Origin of the sequence: Streptomyces sp. BPTC-684 (assembly GCF_030028635.1) — a bacterium.
Taxonomy (GTDB): domain Bacteria; phylum Actinomycetota; class Actinomycetes; order Streptomycetales; family Streptomycetaceae; genus Streptomyces; species Streptomyces noboritoensis.
This window is the reverse complement of the sequence record NZ_CP124863.1, coordinates 45,165-61,052: the sequence shown is the minus strand read 5'-3', so window position 1 is coordinate 61,052 and position 15,888 is coordinate 45,165. Positions and strand designations below refer to the sequence as shown.

At 73.1% G+C, this 15,888-nt stretch carries 14 protein-coding genes; 2 read left to right on the top strand and 12 right to left on the bottom strand.

Translation table 11 applies throughout. From position 1 onward, the window contains the following. The first annotated feature begins 1,992 nt into the window (after nucleotides 1-1,992). Nucleotides 1,993-2,229 carry an acyl carrier protein gene (locus QIY60_RS00285; protein ID WP_283145771.1) on the top strand — a complete coding sequence of 79 codons (237 nt, stop codon included), beginning with the start codon at nucleotides 1,993-1,995 and terminating at the stop codon, nucleotides 2,227-2,229. Here the strand turns inward: QIY60_RS00285 and QIY60_RS00280 are convergent. From QIY60_RS00280 to QIY60_RS00230, 11 genes are all read right to left on the bottom strand, one after another. Further along, a complete protein-coding gene (locus tag QIY60_RS00280) occupies nucleotides 2,204-3,472 on the bottom strand; it encodes an MFS transporter (protein WP_283140517.1) in 1,269 nt (422 codons plus the stop codon). The two genes, QIY60_RS00285 and QIY60_RS00280, sit on opposite strands and share 26 nt — an antisense overlap. Before the next feature lie 110 nt (nucleotides 3,473-3,582). Further along, nucleotides 3,583-3,945, bottom strand: a complete 363-nt coding sequence (locus QIY60_RS00275; protein WP_283140516.1) for a metalloregulator ArsR/SmtB family transcription factor — start codon at nucleotides 3,943-3,945, stop codon at nucleotides 3,583-3,585. A 225-nt stretch (nucleotides 3,946-4,170) separates the two neighbouring features. Next, nucleotides 4,171-4,896: an SDR family NAD(P)-dependent oxidoreductase gene (locus QIY60_RS00270; RefSeq protein WP_283140515.1), complete on the bottom strand. Its 726-nt coding sequence runs from the start codon at nucleotides 4,894-4,896 to the stop codon at nucleotides 4,171-4,173. Nucleotides 4,897-4,969: 73 nt separating this feature from the next. Next, complete coding sequence (locus tag QIY60_RS00265) at nucleotides 4,970-6,346, bottom strand: aldehyde dehydrogenase family protein (RefSeq protein ID WP_283140514.1); 1,377 nt, start codon at nucleotides 6,344-6,346, stop codon at nucleotides 4,970-4,972. After that, a complete protein-coding gene (locus QIY60_RS00260; protein ID WP_283140513.1) occupies nucleotides 6,346-7,443 on the bottom strand; it encodes a phenazine biosynthesis protein in 1,098 nt (365 codons plus the stop codon). The genes QIY60_RS00265 and QIY60_RS00260 overlap by 1 nt, the downstream gene beginning before the upstream one ends. 216 nt (nucleotides 7,444-7,659) lie before the next feature. Then, on the bottom strand, nucleotides 7,660-8,562 hold the full coding sequence (locus tag QIY60_RS00255) for an inositol monophosphatase family protein (protein ID WP_283140512.1): 903 nt from the start codon (nucleotides 8,560-8,562) through the stop codon (nucleotides 7,660-7,662). A 4-nt stretch (nucleotides 8,563-8,566) separates the two neighbouring features. Continuing rightward, a complete protein-coding gene (locus tag QIY60_RS00250) occupies nucleotides 8,567-9,424 on the bottom strand; it encodes an NAD(P)H-binding protein (protein WP_283140511.1) in 858 nt (285 codons plus the stop codon). Nucleotides 9,425-9,468: 44 nt separating this feature from the next. After that, the gene (locus QIY60_RS00245) at nucleotides 9,469-10,143 is read right to left on the bottom strand and encodes an FmdE family protein (protein WP_266985724.1); all 675 of its coding nucleotides are present in this window, start codon (nucleotides 10,141-10,143) and stop codon (nucleotides 9,469-9,471) included. 61 nt (nucleotides 10,144-10,204) lie between these two features. After that, complete coding sequence (locus tag QIY60_RS00240; protein WP_283140510.1) at nucleotides 10,205-10,822, bottom strand: hypothetical protein; 618 nt, start codon at nucleotides 10,820-10,822, stop codon at nucleotides 10,205-10,207. Beyond that, nucleotides 10,819-12,279, bottom strand: a complete 1,461-nt coding sequence (locus QIY60_RS00235; protein ID WP_283140509.1) for an adenylosuccinate lyase family protein — start codon at nucleotides 12,277-12,279, stop codon at nucleotides 10,819-10,821. Before QIY60_RS00235 ends, QIY60_RS00240 begins: the two co-directional genes overlap by 4 nt. Further along, entirely contained in the window at nucleotides 12,276-13,520 is a 1,245-nt protein-coding gene (locus QIY60_RS00230; protein WP_283140508.1) for a Glu/Leu/Phe/Val dehydrogenase dimerization domain-containing protein, read from the bottom strand. Before QIY60_RS00230 ends, QIY60_RS00235 begins: the two co-directional genes overlap by 4 nt. Before the next feature lie 222 nt (nucleotides 13,521-13,742). Between QIY60_RS00230 and QIY60_RS00225 the strand changes: the two genes are divergently transcribed. Next, the gene (locus tag QIY60_RS00225; protein WP_283140507.1) at nucleotides 13,743-14,165 is read left to right on the top strand and encodes a MarR family transcriptional regulator; all 423 of its coding nucleotides are present in this window, start codon (nucleotides 13,743-13,745) and stop codon (nucleotides 14,163-14,165) included. A gap of 365 nt (nucleotides 14,166-14,530) precedes the next feature. Here the strand turns inward: QIY60_RS00225 and QIY60_RS00220 are convergent, their stop codons facing one another. Beyond that, complete coding sequence (locus QIY60_RS00220; RefSeq protein ID WP_283145770.1) at nucleotides 14,531-15,640, bottom strand: nitric oxide synthase oxygenase; 1,110 nt, start codon at nucleotides 15,638-15,640, stop codon at nucleotides 14,531-14,533. Between the last annotated feature and the right edge of the window lie 248 nt (nucleotides 15,641-15,888).

Below are 15,888 nucleotides of genomic sequence, written 5' to 3'. Positions count from 1 at the left end.
CGGGGGCAGCTGCGCGGCGAGGCCGCCGAGCGCTGCCGGCACGCTTTGGTGCTGCGCATCCTGTGCGAGGCGTACCGCGACCGCGACATCGGTGTGGTCGAGGACTTCCGGCTGTTCCGCCTCTTCAAGCTGTTCTGGGAGCGCAAGGTCGAGCAGGTCGCGTACGCCACCTCGCTCAAGGGCAAGGGCGCGGTGGCCGAACTCGTGCTGGAAGTCGCCCGGTTGATGCGGCAGAGCCGCTCCACCTCGGTGCCGCGCAGCGCCGTCGCCGCCACCCTGCGCGCCACGGCGGCCGAGCTCGACAGCAGCGACTCGCTCTACAGCCGGGTCATCGACGAGGAGATCATCCTCGAGGAGAGCATCGACGACGAGATCGGGGTGCGCAACGTCGTCTTCATCTACGACCGCTTCGCGGAGTACGTGCTGGCGCTGAGCCTCTACCTCGACCACGGCTGGGAGGCCAAGCACCCCGACGACATCGCCGCCGACGCGCTCGTCCTGATGGCGCAGGAGCCCGGATTCGCCACGCTGCGCGGCGCCCTGGAGTTCCTGGTGCTGCGCCTGGAGGACCGCAGGGCGGCCGACGAGGCGCACGTCGCGGTCATCCGGGCCATGCTGGAGCGTGACTGGAAGTGGCGGGGCATCGGCACCCAGCTCGTCTTCCAGCTGGACGCGCATCAAGCTCGGTTCTGGGACTTCGTGGACGAACTCGCCTCGCAGGAGCACGACTTCGTACGCCGTATCGTCGCCGATCAGCTGGACCGGCTCGCGGCCACGGGTGGGGTGCGCGTGCTGCGGTGCCTCAACCGGCTGCTGTGGGACGGGAATGCGACGGTACGGGCGACGGCGCACCGCACCCTGCTGCGGCTGCCGCCCGAGGTGGCCGCGGAGCAGGTCGGGCTGCTGCTCGCCCGCCCGGACGGCGAGGCGGTGAAGCTCGCGGCACGGCTGCTGGTGGGCACTCCGGAGGGCGGCCCGGGGCTGCCGGCCGAGCACGTCGCGCGCCTGGCCGCCGTGCACGCCTCGCACGGGAGCCTGCCGGACGCGGTCCTCGGCGTACTGGAGGCGACCCGGAGGACCGCCTACACGGAACTGCCGTGGCTGGCCGCGTGCGAGGAGGTGTTCGCCGCGGCGCCGGGGCGGGCGGCCGAGCGCTGCCGCGAGCGCGTCCGGGCGATCAGGCTGCGGAGGGAGGCCGATCTGGAACAGGACCGGCTGTTCCTGCGGGATCTGTACGAGCGGATCGGCCGGGAGCGTGAGGCGGCCGGGCCGTCGGGGGCGCGAGGCGAGGCCTTGCTGTACGTCGTGTGGGAGCGGATGAAGGTGGAGGGCGTTCCCGGGCCCCGGCTCAACAGCCTCAAGGAGGCGTCCCGGGGTTACCTGTTCGGCTCCACCATGGCCGACCTGTGGCAGATCGGCCGCCAGGTCCTCGGCTCGCCGGGCCTGCGGCGCGGCCCGCAGGAGGGCGGCTACGAATGGGTCCACTTCTGCCTGCGTACGGCCGGTCGGGCCGGACACCAGATGGAAGAGCGCGAGGCCCTGGCGCTGGCCCACCCCGAGCAACTGGTGCTCTGGATCTGGGAGAGCGAGCAGGTCAGACAGGCGCGGGTGAGCGGCGTCGACACGCTCGTGGCGCGCCTGGAGCGCGTGCCGGTGGCGCGGCTGGCCGAGGAGTTCGAGGTGTACCAGCACCAGGAGCAACTGGCGCAGACCTCACTCGCCGACCTTCTGGAGGCGCTCTGCCGGGTGCTGCGCGGCAACCCGACGGCCCCCGCGCAGGTCCTCGCCCCGCTGGTCGTCTGGCACGAGACCCGGGACAGCCGGGCGGTCGACGCGGCCCTCGACGAGCTGCACTGGATGGACCCCGACGCGTTCTGGTTCCTCCTCCAGTCCTTCCTCAACCACCCCGACCAGCGCCTGATCGACACGGCCTCACGGGCGGGGGAGCGGGCCGAGCAGGCCGACGAGAGCGGGTCCGACCGCCGTCGGGAGATCCTGGACGGCCTTGCGGAGATCATCAACGAGATCGCCGGGATCCCCGTTGAGGACGTCCGGATGGGGGCGCGCTTCAACGAGGACCTGGACCTCGACTCGCTGTCGATGGTGGAGGTGGTGGTCGCGGCCGAGGAGCGCTTCGACCTCCGCATCCCCGACGAGGACGTCATGGGCGTACTGACCGTGCGGGAGGCCGTGGACTACATCGTCAACGCGCCTTCCCGGCGGCGCTGATGACCGCGCGCTCCGTCTCCGCCGCGGCGCGCTCCGGCGCGGCGTCCCCCGGCCACACCACCGTCGCCGCCCCCGCCGCCCCCAGCGCGATCACCCCGAGCACCCCCGCCGTCACCGGCACCCCCGCCCCCGCCGCCAGCCACCCCGCGAGCGGGTACGTCAGCAGCCAGCAGCCGTGGGAGAGGGAGAACTGGGCGGCGAACGCGGCCGGGAGGTCGGGCGTGGCCGTGCGGCGGCGGATCAGACGGCCGGCCGGGGTCAGCACCGCCGAGCTCGCCGCGCCGATCGCCGCCCAGGTCAGCAGGATCCCGGCCCAGCTCCAACTCCCGGCCGGGGCAAGGGTGGTGGCGGCCACCGCGGCCAGGACGCCGGGCAGGGCGTAGGCCGCCGGGAGCATCACCGCGCGGTCGCTCGCCCGGGCCAGGAGGCGGGGGAGCCACAGCGCGGCGGCGATGGAGCCGATCCCGTACGCGCCGAGGGCGAGCGAGACCGCGCCTGCGGGCTCGTGGAAGTGGCCCCTGACCACGACGACCGTGTTGACGAACACCATCGCGCCCGCCGCCGCGACCGCGAGGTCGAGGGCGAGCAGCGCCCGCAGCCGGGGGTCCGCCCAGAAGAGCCTGGTGCCGGACGCGGCCTTGGCGTACGCGCTCGTGGTGCGTGCCGCCGGGGTCGGCCGGGGCAGCACGGCCGACACCACGAGGGCCGCGGAGCCCAGGAAGCCGAGGGTCGTGCCCGCGAAGAGCCAGTGGTAGGAGACCACGGTGAGCAGCAGCGCGGCGAGCGCGGGGCTCAGCAGGCTCTCCAGGTCGTAGGCGAGGCGGGACAGGGACAGCGCGTGGGTGTAGTCGCGCTCGGCGGGCAGCACTTCGGGCACGGTCGCCTGGAAGACCGGGGTGAACGCAGCCGAGGCGGCCTGGAGCAGGAAGATCAGCGCGTACACCTGCCAGACCTGCGAGACGAACGGGAGCGTCAGGGCCACGGCCGCGCGGGTCAGGTCGGTCGCCACCAGCAGGGTCCGGCGCGGGATCCGGTCGGCGCAGGCTCCCACCAGCGGGGCCACTCCCACGTACGCCACCATCTTGATCGCGAGCGCGGTGCCGAGGACGGCCGAGGCGTGGCCGCCCGCCATGTCGTACGCGAGCAGGCTGAGCGCGACGGTGGCGAGGCCGGTGCCGAGGAGCGCCACGACCTGGGCGGTGAACAGGTGGCGGTAGGTGCGGTTGCGCAGTACGGACAGCATGGGACCCGTCCCGGGGCGCGAGAAGGTGCTGGGACTGCCATCGTAACCAATGTGTGCGTACCTATGCACATGTTGGCCGGATCAAGGCCCCGGGACGGGCGGTGCCGGCGTCAGTCGTGCGGCGGGAGGGCGCCGAGCTGGTGGTCGGCCACGTTCAGGGCCTCGTCGACCAGCCGCCGCAGATGGCCGTGGCGCAGCGAGTAGACCACCCGGCGGCCGTCCTTGCGGGTCGCCACCAGCCCGGCCAGGCGCAGCTTGGCCAGGTGCTGGCTGACCGACGGGCGGGCGGCCCCGCAGGCCTCGGTGAGGGTGGTGACATCGGCGTCGCCCGCACCGAGCTCCTTGAGCAGGGCGAGCCGGGTGCGGTCCGCGAGCAGCGTCAGCACGGCGACCGCGACGTCCAGGCGCTCGTCCTCGCCAGTGGTGTGCGGGTGCGGGGAGTGCGCATCTGACAGGTGCTTGCTCGCGCTCATGTCCCCATCGTAGAGGGCCGGTACGGGCCTGAGCGGTCTCGGGGAAGTGGGGCACGCCCCCACGCCGCCCGGCACGGCACCTCGCCGCACTGCCGCATCACCCAAGTACGTCCAGTACGAGGGCGATACGGCAGTACGCCGATGCACCGCACCGGACGACGCGGAAACGCACCCCACTTCCCCGAGACCGCTCAGCCGGGTGGCCCGCCCGCACCGGTTCGCCGTTCAGCGGGTCGGGATCACGCCGCCGTCGACGCGGACGACCTGTCCGGTGATGTGCCGGGCGGCGGGCGACGCCAGGAACCGTACGACCTCCGCCATGTCCTGCGGCTGTCCGGCCCGGCCCACCATGGTCTCCGCCACCCGGGCCTCGTGGAACTGCTCCGAGCGGCGGTCGCGGAAGAACTCCGTCTTCTCCACGTAGCCCGGCGCGACCACGTTGCAGGTCACCCCGCGCGGCCCGAGCTGGCGGGCGATGAAGATGTTCCAGCTGTTCATGGCCGCCTTGGCCGCGCCGTACGAGCCCGCGCCCCGGTCGGCCGCGAAGGAGCTGATGTTCACCACGGCCCCGCCGGAGACGAGCTGCTTGTCCACGGCGGCCGTGGTCAGCACGGCGCCGAGCAGATTGGCGTCCAGGTTGGCCCGCCACCGCTCGGCGAGGCTGCGCAGATCGCCCGGGGGCGGGGCGTCGAACTCCCGGTTGCCGCCCGCGTTGTTGACCAGGACGTGCAGGACGTCCGGCAGCCGCTCGCGGAAGGCCTCCAGCTGCTCGGGGTCGGTGACGTCGCAGGGCAGCGCCGTCACATGGCCGTCGAGCTCCTCGACGGCCCGCAGCAGCACGTCCTCGCGGCGGCCGCTGATGACGACGTGGTCGCCGTCGGCGAGGAACGCCGCCGCTATCGCCTTGCCGATGCCGGTGCCGCCACCGGTCACCAGGACGGTTCGAGTCATCTCCACACACTCCAGGGGTCGTTGCAGCGGGGTGGGGCGGGGTCGCGGTGCGCCTTCGCGGCGCGGGCCGCGCTCAGGCCGAGGTGCCGAAGGCCCGGGCCTCCATCAGGTCGTGGCTCAGATAGCCGTCGTGCGGACTGGTCCGGCCCGCCTGGTACGTGGGGATGGGGCCGAGCAGGACCTTGCGGATCGACCGCTCCCGCAGCGCCTCGCGCGCCAGCGGCTCGTCGCCGCCGAGGATGGTGAGCGCGAGGGTGTCCCGCAGCGGACCGAACCCCTGCTCGCGCCGCCACGGCAGGATCCACACGCACGGGAACGAGAGCTCGATCCTGGCGCCGGGGTGGTCCGGGCGGTCGCAGAGCAGCACGGCGGGGCGCAGTGCGCCCGACCCGTCGCCGAGGTCCGCCACCGGCCCCTCGGGGTAGAGCTTCGCGGCCACGTCGACGGCCCCTTCCAGCCGCCCCTCCAGGTGCTCCCGCAGCGCCCGCGCCTGAGCGAGCGGCAGCACCGGCACCTGCGCGTCGGGCGACTGGGGCGGCGCCGGGGTCAGCCGTGCCAGACGCTCGGCCACGGCCGCCGCCAGGGCCGCCGGGTCGGCGTCGGTGAACACGGCGGTCGCGTTGGTGCAGCGCATCCCCGCGTCGTAGCCGACCGACCGGCAGATCACGTCGACGGTCTGCTCGGTGATCTCGCCGGTGTGCAGCAGCTTGGAGCGGCCCGGGCCGCGCAGGATGACCCGGCGGTCCTCGCCGTAGCGCCGGGCCGCCGCGTCCCCGCCGAAGACCAGACTCAGATCGGCGGCCTCGACCAGCGCGTCCCCGGTGGCGTGGCTGCCGGGCAGCAGCGAGAGGTAGTGCGGGGCGACGCCCGCGTCCAGGAGCGCGGCGATCATCCGGGCCGGGGTGAACGGATCCCGCGTCCCCGGCCGCACCACCAGCCGGTACCCGCAGGCCAACGCGGTGAGCCACTGGGTGTGCGTACCGGGGTTGTTGCTGGGCGCGATCACGGCCAGCACATCGCCGCGCCGCGTCCACACCGTGGAGATCTCCCCGGGCACGGGCGCGGCCGAGGCGCCGGCCGGGCGCTCGGCCAGGAACCGCGCCCCCACGCCCGCGAACGTCTCCGCGACGTCGTGCAGCGAGTGCCGGGCCACCGCGACGGGCACCCCGGCGACCCGGGACTGGAGCTCGCAGTAGGCCTGCGGGGAGAGCCCGTTGAGCGTCGCCGTCTCGAAGAGCTCGCCCGCCGCCGCGATGCGCTCCGGCTCCGGTGTGCGCTCGGCCCCGGCCCGCGCGTCCGCGACGGTCAGGCGCGCCAGGAGCGGCGGGGCGAGGTGGACGAGCGCCAGCGACGTGCCGTCGACGCCCGCGAGTTCGGCGCGCTCGGCCGAGTGCCTGGGCAGGCCCGCCCGGATCAGCGGGATCTCGTGGAGGTCCTTGGCCTCGGCCATCAGTAGACCCCCTCGATCACGGAGGTGCTCGCCGACTCGTAGGGGCGGACCCCGGAGAGCTCGATGCCGGGGAACCCGTCGACCGAGGCCCGGCGGGTGGCCACGTCCCGCTCCAGGGTCGGCGGGGTGAAGTAGTCCCGGGTGAGCACGGTGATGACGACCCGGCCCTCCTCGTCGTCGGCGACGATCCGGTCGGTCTGTGCGGGGTCGACGAGTTCGACCACGGTGTACGGGTAGAACGGGCGGAACACGCACGGGGCGGCGTCGCCGGGCACGGGGGTGCGCTGCGGCGCCACGCCCATCATCGTGTTGCCGTACGCACCGGCCAGCTTGGCCTGCGGGAACAACTCCTCGTCGATCAGGCGCAGGGTCTCGCCGTCCATGCTGGTGCCGCCCCAGATGATGCCGCGCACGCTCTCGCGCAGCAGGGCGAACACGTCCTCGCGGGCGCCGATGGACTCCAGGATGCGCGGGGTGGTGGAGATGCCGCGGATGTCCTGGGTGCGCAGCACGTCCTTGACCTGGTCGAGGATGTGGTCGACGTACCGCCGGAACTCGCTCTGGCGGCCCTCGCTGACACAGCGCCGCACCCAGCGCGGGTCGAGGTCGACGAAGTAGCAGAGCATGCCGCGCAGTTCGGAGAGGGTGGTGATGTTCTTGGCCATGACGTGCGGGCCCGTCGGGCCGATGTGCAGCCAGTTGCCCTCGCCGGAGGGGAAGCCCTGCTCGTCGAGCAGCAGGCTCTGCCACTGGACGTTGCGGCGCCGGGAGGTCGCGTCCACGATCCGCTTGGGCGCACCGGTGGCCCCGCCCGACTCGTAGATCCCGTACCGCACTCCGGGCGTGCTGCCGCGCGGCACGAGTTGGTGGGCCGGTATCTGGCTCCAGTCGACCGGCACGTCCGCGAACAGGCGCAGGTCCGCGAGGCACTGGACGTCGGTGCGGGGGTCGAAGGAGAAGCCCTTGGCGCGCTCGACCCAGTACGGGCTGCCGGTCAGCGGCGAGAAGTGCCACTCCATGGTCGCGCGGACGAGGTCGTCGATGTCGGGCAACTGGTCAAGTGGGGGCTCGAACACGGAACTGAAGTCGTCGGCCATCTCGGTTCGGTCCTGTCCGTTCTGGGTGGCGTTCGGTGACCGGGCGTCGCAACGCGCGGCGGGCGTAGAACAGTTGACTGATTGTCAGAGGTGCTGATTGTTGGCAGTATGTTGAGCGCGGGAAGGGGCGTCAAGACTCCCCGCGCGCCAGTGGGGAGCTGGTCGTGCGGGTGAGACGCCCTGTTCGGCCGGGGGGCCGGGCCCGGCCCCCCGGCCTCACCCCGCGGACGGTGGCGACGGACGGGCCCTGGAGCCCGGGAGCACCGCGGCCGGCCGGATGCCGTGCCCGGCGAAGGCGGCCAGGAGCGTCTTGGTGAGCCTCGGGCGGCAGATCACGGCGAGGGGCGCGGAGCGGCCGGGGGCCGCCGGACCGGACGGTCCTCGTTGCGGACCGGGCCGCCCCTCCTGAGCCGCGGCCAGCCTGGTCACCTGCAACCCGGCCGCCTCCGCGACCCGGAACAGCGCCTCGTCGCCCCAGTCCCAGGAACCCGTGGTGTGGATGTAGGCGTCGGCGTCGCCCTGGACCACCGCCAGGGTCTTGGCGCCGGGCGAGCCCATCGGGACCAGCTCGGCCCCGGTCTGGCGCACCACCGTACGGGCGAAGGGGGCCGGGTCGCGCGTGTCGACCACCACCCGGGGCCGCTGCCGGGGCACGGGCGCGGGGTGCCGCCACCCCGCGTCCCGGTCCGCCGTGCACACCACTTCGCACAGCGCGGGGACCGCGACGGCCGCGGCCACCACACCCCGCTCGCGCTCCCACAGCGCCAGCTGCACCGACCAGTGCGGATTGCCGTCGGCGTGGTACTCCTCGGCCGAGTCCAGCGGCTCGACCAGCCACACCCGCCGTCTGCGCAGGGCGTCCGGCGGCCGGGAGACCGGGCCGGTGAGTACGCCGTCGCGCGGATAGCGGGCGCGGATCCGGTTGCGCAGGAGCAGCCCGGACCAGGTGTGGCCCAACTGCGCCATCTTGGCGCCGCCGGGTCCGAGGCCCTCCTCGTGCTGCATGCGCAGATCGAGGAGCAGCCGTCCGGCCGCCACCGTGGCGCGGGCCGCGAAGCCGGCGGCGAGGAAGTCGTCGGCCACGACGGTCCGTTCGGCGGTGCGCGGGGTCGCGGGCATCGGCTCAGCCTCCCGAGTCCGGCAGGAAATGGTGGAGGTGCGCCTTGAGGAAGTCCGCGACCTGGCGCGGCTCGTGCCCGGTGACCCGGAGCACGTCCTCGGTCACCGGCTCGCCCGCGCCCTCGCGGAACTGCCCGAAGAGCGCGTCGAGTTCGGCCTCCCAGGGCCGGTGCTCCCGGGCCAGCCACGCCGCGAGCTCCGGCCCGGCCAGCTCGCTCGCCGAGACCGGCGCGGACAACAGCCCGGCCAGCAGCTCGGCGAGCTGTGCGAAGGTGGGCGCGGCCGGGCCGGTGAGGGCGTAGGTGCGGCCCTCGTGGCCCGGCTCGGTGAGCACCCGCGCGGCCGCCTCGGCCACGTCGTGCTCGTCGACCACGCTCACGCCCCGCCCGCCCGCCGGGTCGACCAGCACCCCGCGCCGCCGCACCTCGGGCGCGTAGTGCCGGATCAGCTCCTGCATCGGGTAGTTGGGGGACAGGATGGTGTACGGCAGGTCCCGCTTGGCCAGGTACCGCTCGGTGATCCAGTGGTGCCGGGCCCCGGGCGCCGGGCTGTCCTCCCGTACCGCCGCCTGCCACGGCGACATCTTCACCAGCCGCGCGCCGACGTCGGCGGCGACGTCCACCGCGGCGCTCTGGCACTCGACGTCGCAGGAGGCAGAGAGGAACAGGCTGGCGCAGCCCTCGGCGGCTGCCCTGACCGAGGCCGGGTCCGACAGGTCCCCGGCCACCACCCGTACGCCCGGCCCGGCCGGGACCCGCTCGGGGTCCCGGGCCAGGACGGCCACCTCCACGTCACGTTCCCGCAGCGCGCGGACCACCAGCTGCCCGAGCCCGCCGGCCGCGCCGATCACGAACACTGTCACGGCCGCAGGGCCCCTTCCGCACGTACGCGCTCGGTCGGCATCGGTCAGTGCTTGTGCTCGTGGTGGTGCTTGTGGCTCTGCGGGTGGTGCCCGTGGTCGCCGTGTCCCTCGGGCAGCACACCGCCGTGCGCGGCCAGGTGGCAGGCCGGGCAGACCATGCGGCCGCGGTGGTCGTGCAGCGTCTCCACGCTGGTGGGCTCGCCGCAGTCCACGCAGAGGTCGGTGCGGGCCAGGTGCTTGACGCCCGGCGCCGCGGCCTCGACCTTCTCGGCCACCAGGATCTCCTCGTCCGCCACGCTCAGCAGCGCGGAGATCCGCTCGCCCTGCAGCCGCTCGAAGGCCGCCTGGTCCTCCAGGGTCGCGGTGCCGTCGTCGATCCGGCCGGCCAGCGCCCAGATCTCCTCGGTGCGGAAGACGATGCTGTCCGCCTTCGCCCTTATCCGCACCCCGGCGGAGCCGTCGCGCTCCCAGAGCGTGAACACGTTGCGGCCCGCGTCCTGGTGGATCAGGTTGCGCTTGCCGTACGTACAGCCCGTGAGCACCTGGAGCGCGTCGACCGCACAGGCGTCGGTCTCGGAGACCAGGACCAGGGGCGTGGCCGGGTCCTTCAGGTCGAGGGCGGTGAGGGCGGCCTCCGCGACCCGTACGCCGAAGGCGGCGCCGGGGCATTCGTGGCCGTGGAAGCGGATGACGTCGTTGTAAGCCTGGGTGCGATCCATGACGACCTCTTGATGGGTGAGAGACGGAAGGGTGCGTTGCGGGTGCGGGACGGCCGGGGCTTCAGGCCCCGGCGGTACGCATTCCGGGCAGCGGCGGGACGATGCGGACGGTCGCCTCGCGGTCGTTGTCGCCCTCGAAGAACGCCCGCAGGACCGGGCGGTGCAGATCGACGACGGACAGGATGAAGGTCCACTGGCCCGACTCGGCGGCCAGCACCCGGTCCAGATGGGTGCAGGTGTCGCGGACCGGATCGTGCGGCCAGGGCACCCGGTGGGTGTGGTAGTTGCCGAACAGCACCCAGCCGGCGTCGTCGCAGGCGTCGTCGATGTCCATCAGCTCGCGCGGATCGGCGATCCAGCCGCGCTGGTCCATCGGCGTCTCGGACGGGATGGCGTGCTCCTCGACGACCTCGTCCATCCGGGCGCGGTGGTCGCTGTCGTGGCGCAGGTTGACGATGAGCGGGAAGACGGAGCCGACCTGGATGCCGCCCGGCACCGGCCGGCCCGCGAGCATCCCGAACGCCTTGCGCTCCTCGGTCTCGCCCGCCAGGTAGTGGCCGGTGAACTTCCGTACGGCGTGGGCCACCAGGCTGGAGTAGAGCGGGCGGGGAAAGATGATCTGGCGGGCCCGGGATATCTCCCCGGTGTCCGGCTCGGCGGTCGCGGTCGCGGCGCTCATCGTGCCTCGCCGCCTTCCGCCTGCGCGGGCCGCGCCAGGGCCGCCCGGGCCCCGGCCACCGCCCGGCCGGTCAGGGCGACGGACTGGCCGAGGTAGGTCGCCGGGTCGAAGATCTCGTCGAGGGCGGCGGCGTCGAGCGGCGCGCCCGCGAGCCCGTCGCGGCCGGTCACCTCGCGCATGGAGGAGCCGTTCTCCCGCGCCGCCTGGACGAGTTCGTACACGTACTCGTGCGCGGTCTGCTTGCCGATGTGCTTGCCGAGCGCCAGCATCAGCTTCTCGGTGGCGATCTGCTCGGCGACCGCCGAGACGTTGGTACGGATCCGCTCCGGCCGCACCGCGAGGCCGCCGACGAGGTGCGTGACGATCTCGCACGCCGAGAGCGCGTAGTGCGAGGCGTCGGGCACACAGGCCCATTCGATGCGCAGGGACCGGGAGTCGCGCTCGTGGTCGCCGCCCATGCAGGCCAGCGCGTTGGCCATCTGCGCGGCCGCGAGGCGGGCCATCACGACGGCCTGCTCGCACGCCTCCGGGTTGCGCTTGTGCGGCATGGTGCTGCTGCCGACCTGGCCGTGCCGCCAGCCGATCTCCAGCTCGCCGAACTCGGGGCGGGACAGGATGCGCACCTCGTCCCCGATCCGGCCCATCGTCCCCGCGACCATGGCGAGACACGACACGAACTCCACGACCCGGTCCCGCGACACGTGCCAGCCGACCGACGGCGCCGCGAGCCCGAGGCGGGCGGCGAACGCGTCCAGGAGCGGCAGCGCGAGCTCGCCGAAGCCGGCCATGGTGCCGACGCCGCCGAAGAGCTGGGCCGCCAGCACCCTCGGCCGCAGCTGCTCGATGCGCTCCAGATGCCGGACGATCTCGTCCAGCCAGCTGGCGATCTTGACGCCGAAGCCCATCGGCAGGGCGGGCTGGGCGTGGGTGCGGCCCAGGGCCACGGTGGCGCCGTTGGCCTCGGCCAGATCGGCGAGCTGCCCGGCGAGCGCCCGCAGCAGCCTCTCCGACTCGTCCAGGACGTCCCGCATTTCGAGGACCTGCGCGGTGTCCTGGATGTCCTGGGTGGTGGCGCCGTAGTGCACGTACTCGCCGGCGCCGCCCTCGCAGGAGGCCTGGAAGACCCGCAGGAAGCCGACGAGCGAGTGGCTGGTGCGGCGGATCTCTGCCTGGATGGCGGGCAGGTCGAGCCGGTCCACATCGGCGGCGTCCGCGATCATCTTGGCGGCCGCCGCCGGGATGATGCCCAGTTCGCCCTGGCTCAGGGCGAGCGCTGCTTCGACGTCGAGCCATCGTTGGTAACGACATCGGTCACAGAAGATGCGGTGGCTGGCCTGTGTGCTGTACCGGTGCCCGTAGAACCGCGAGTCGGTGATGTGACTGCGCGCATGGGTGCACTCGGTGTCGGCCGGAGACTGGCTGGTGGCCGGGTTCTCCGGCGAGGGTGCGGTGGTCATGACGGTCGCCTCTCGGACTTCAGCGGGGTACGGACCGAACGTGCCCGGCCGCCCCGGGGCGCGGGCCGGGCCGGGCGGTAGGGGCTTGCGCCGTAGGGCTTGTCGCCGGGCGACACGATCGCCGAGGCCGCGATGCCGGCGGCCACCTGGCGGGGGCTCACCCGCCGGTCGCGCGCACCGCACAGGATGTCCCCGACGAGCTCGCGCATCATCGCCCCGATGGTGTCGAGCACCTCGGGCGCCGTCGGGGTGGCGCGGGGCCCGAAGAGCGCCTCCATCGACGCCGAGCCGCCGATCCCGCCGATGAAGTCGGGGACGACCACGACTCCCCGGTCGAGCAGGAGCTGCTCGGCGGTGGGGCTCAGCCCGCAGTTGGCGCCCACGGCGACGATCGGCACCGGCAGCACCGCCGCCTGCGAGGCGGTGACCGCGTCCTCGCCGGCCGCGAGGACGAGCACGTCGGCGGGCAGTTCGAGGAGGGCCTCGCGGGGCAGCCGCATCGGCTCGGCCAGCAGGCTCTGGACCGGGCGGCGCTGGTCGAGGGTGAGCATGCGGGCGATGTCGAGGCCGCGCGGGTCGACCGCGCAGCCGTACTCGTCGGCCACGACCGTGATGCGTACGCCCGCTTCGAGCAGGGCGAGGGCCGCGGCCCGGCCCAGGTTGCCGAAGCCCTGGAGGGCGACGCTGACCTGGCTGTCGCGGCGGCCGGTGTGGGCGGTGGCGGCGAGCGCGGAGTGGGCGAGGGCCTGGCCCGCGCGGCGCTGGCCGAGGGTGAGCAGCCCGACCCGGGTGTTGAGCAGGTCCATCCGGGCGCGGAACTCCTGCTCGGTGATCCGCTGGGCCCGCCGGACGGCGGTCTTGGCGGAGCCGATGCCGAGCGCGGCGGCCATCTTGTCGAGCTCCTCGAACCGGGTGCCCATGTCGCAGCCCATGCTGAAGCGGGTGGTCAGCTCGCCCGCCAGGAAGGCGACGAACCGGCGCAGGACCTCCTCGCGGTGCGGCCCGTGCGGGTCGTAGGCGATGCCGCACTTGGCACCGTCGACGTTGACCCCGAGCACGCGCTGCTTGAGCGTCATGCGTCCCGCGAGGGTCTTGAGGGTTTCGGCGGTGAGTCCGGCCTGCATACGGCACCCGCCCGCCGCGAGGCGGCAGTCGGTGGCGTCGTACACCAGGTAGCCGGGACAGTGCACAACCGGATCTGAATACTCGATGACGCTGACCATGGTTCCCCCGTCGGTCATGAAGAGCGCGCATCAGGAGGCGCGCAAATTGAGCAAGATAGATTGTCTGCTACAGTGACAATCAGGTGCTCTGTTGAACCGGGAGCATGGCCGACCGGTGACTGGGGAGTCAAGGGTCCTGATTCGCGGCCCTCATGATGGACCGTCACCACTGGAGGGTGAACCGAAAAAGTGGTGGCGAAGCGGGAACCGAACAGTGGGACACAACCGTTGTTCCAGGGGTTGCAAGGCTGGCACGGCTTCCTTCTCCGCAAGGCCGGCCAGCGCTTCACCGAGCAGGCCGAGCAGGCCCTGGTCCATCTGGACATCACACTGCGTCAGTTCGGGGTGCTGAACGTGGTGGACTCCGAGCCCGGGATCAACCAGCGCATGGTCGGGCAGACCCTGCGCATCGACCGGACGACCATCGTCGGGCTCGTCGACGACCTGGAGCGCAAGAACCTCCTGGAGCGCCGCCGCGGCGCCGACCGCAGAACCTTCGCGCTCTATCTGACCGACCGCGGCACCGTGTGCTTGCGGGACGCCGGGGACCTGATGGTCAAGATCCACGAGTCGTTCCTGCAGCCCCTGTCGGTGGCGGAGCGTGATGTGCTGCGTGAGCTGCTGCAAAGACTCGCGGTCGCGGACGACTCGTCGGCCCTGTAGCGGGAAGCACCGGGCCGCGCCCCAACTCCCGTATATCCCCCATCTTTTGATGATCCATCAGCCCATTGCTGTCCGTCACTCTTGCGCATCATATGCAAGTGCGTCAGTCTGGCAGTGGGCCTTTCGGTCTGCCCGCATGCCCTACGGACGCCCGTCCGCCCGGTCGCGTACGGCGTCCTGAGCGGCACCGCCCCCTGTCGGGGGTCAAGGTGGCTGCGTACATCAAAGGGTTCGGGCTCGCGGCGGACGGCCCCGGCAGACGGAAGTACCAGAACATCTCAGGTTCCCAGGGGACACCGCGGTACGCCCGCGACCCCGCGCCCGCCTACGTACGCCCCCCACCCCGGTGACCCGGGAGGTGCGCGTCACGCCATGCGCCGAATCGATTCACCGCGGGCCCGGGCGGCCGCCTCCGGATGGTGCGCGAACCCCGGCCGGAGCTCCGCCGCGTCGTAGGTGCGGTGGAACACCTCGGTGGTCGCGCCCGACATCGGCGGCACGATCCACGACCAGTCGGCGGGCACCGAGCGGCCCTTGTGCTCCTCGCGCTCCAAGTGCCGTACGAAGCGCCGGGACTCCGTGTGGTGGTCGGCCATGGTGACCCCGGCCCGGTCGAAGGAGTGCAGCACGGCCCGGTTGAGCTCCACCAGAGCGCGGTCCTTCCACAGCGAGCGGTCGTCGGCGGTGTCAAGGCCGAGCCTGCGGGCCACGCGCGGCAGCAGGTCGTACCGGTCGGTGTCGGCGAGGTTGCGGGCGCCGATCTCGGTCCCCATGTACCAGCCGTTGAAGGGCGCGGCCGGATAGTGGATGCCGCCGATCTCCAGACACATCCCCGAGATCGCGGGCACGGCGTGCCAGCGCAGCCCCCACTCCTGGCTCCACGCGTCGTCGGGGTGGTCGAGCGGCACCTCCAGGACGGCGTGCCGGGGCAGTTCGAAGACGCGCGGCTTGTCGTCGACGCCCTCCACGACCAGCGGCAGCACGTCGAACGCGGTACGCGGGCCGCCCGGCCAGCCGAGCCGCAGCGCCAGGTCGGTGAGCCCGGCGTTGCGCGGGTCGCCGAGGATACGGCCGTCCTCGGCGCGGTAGCCCGCGTACCGGATGAGCTGCTCGTTCCAGATGCGCGGGGCCGGGCGGTCCGGCGCGTCCGGGGCGAACACGGTGATCAGGGGCCGGACGCGGCCGCCGTTGGTGGCGTGGACCAGATGCTCGGCGCACGCCTCGGCGATCGGCTCGGCGTCGGTGAGGTCGCGCAGATCGCGCACCCGCAGCGAGCGCCAGTAGAGGCGGCCGATACAGCGGTTGCTGTTGCGCCAGGCCACCCGGGCGCCGAACGTCAGCTCCTCGCTGGTGTGCCGGTACGTCCCCGTGGCACGGATCTCGTCGCGCACCTCCGCCAGGCGGCGCTCCGGCCTGCCGAGCGCGGGCTCCTCCGCGTGGTGCAGCCGGACGAACTCGGCGGCCTCCCGGCACAGCGCCGCCTCGGCCGGAGTCGGACCGCCGCTCGCGGGGCGCCTCGGCCTGGCGAGGAATTTCCGTATCACGCGCGCACCTCCGGGCCCGACGACGCTCGATGGGCCCCGATGATGCCCGCGATCCGCCCGCGGCGGACGGTCGTTGGGGAGCAGTGATGGGCAATGGCGTGTTCGGATCGCGCGATGACCGCTTTCGATCGGGTGGAGGGTGGGTCGACGGCGGGGGAGAGAGCGCGCCGCGTGGGACC

What these genes read in the sequence shown, in the direction of transcription:
- QIY60_RS00280 (WP_283140517.1), bottom strand. Translation starts at nt 3,472, where the DNA reads ATGCTGTCCGTACTGCGCAACCGCACCTACCGCCACCTGTTCACCGCC.
- QIY60_RS00275 (WP_283140516.1), bottom strand. Translation starts at nt 3,945, where the DNA reads ATGAGCGCGAGCAAGCACCTGTCAGATGCGCACTCCCCGCACCCGCAC.
- QIY60_RS00270 (WP_283140515.1), bottom strand. Translation starts at nt 4,896, where the DNA reads ATGACTCGAACCGTCCTGGTGACCGGTGGCGGCACCGGCATCGGCAAG.
- QIY60_RS00265 (WP_283140514.1), bottom strand. Translation starts at nt 6,346, where the DNA reads ATGGCCGAGGCCAAGGACCTCCACGAGATCCCGCTGATCCGGGCGGGC.
- QIY60_RS00260 (WP_283140513.1), bottom strand. Translation starts at nt 7,443, where the DNA reads ATGGCCGACGACTTCAGTTCCGTGTTCGAGCCCCCACTTGACCAGTTG.
- QIY60_RS00255 (WP_283140512.1), bottom strand. Translation starts at nt 8,562, where the DNA reads ATGCCCGCGACCCCGCGCACCGCCGAACGGACCGTCGTGGCCGACGAC.
- QIY60_RS00245 (WP_266985724.1), bottom strand. Translation starts at nt 10,143, where the DNA reads ATGGATCGCACCCAGGCTTACAACGACGTCATCCGCTTCCACGGCCAC.
- QIY60_RS00240 (WP_283140510.1), bottom strand. Translation starts at nt 10,822, where the DNA reads ATGAGCGCCGCGACCGCGACCGCCGAGCCGGACACCGGGGAGATATCC.
- QIY60_RS00235 (WP_283140509.1), bottom strand. Translation starts at nt 12,279, where the DNA reads ATGACCACCGCACCCTCGCCGGAGAACCCGGCCACCAGCCAGTCTCCG.
- QIY60_RS00230 (WP_283140508.1), bottom strand. Translation starts at nt 13,520, where the DNA reads ATGACCGACGGGGGAACCATGGTCAGCGTCATCGAGTATTCAGATCCG.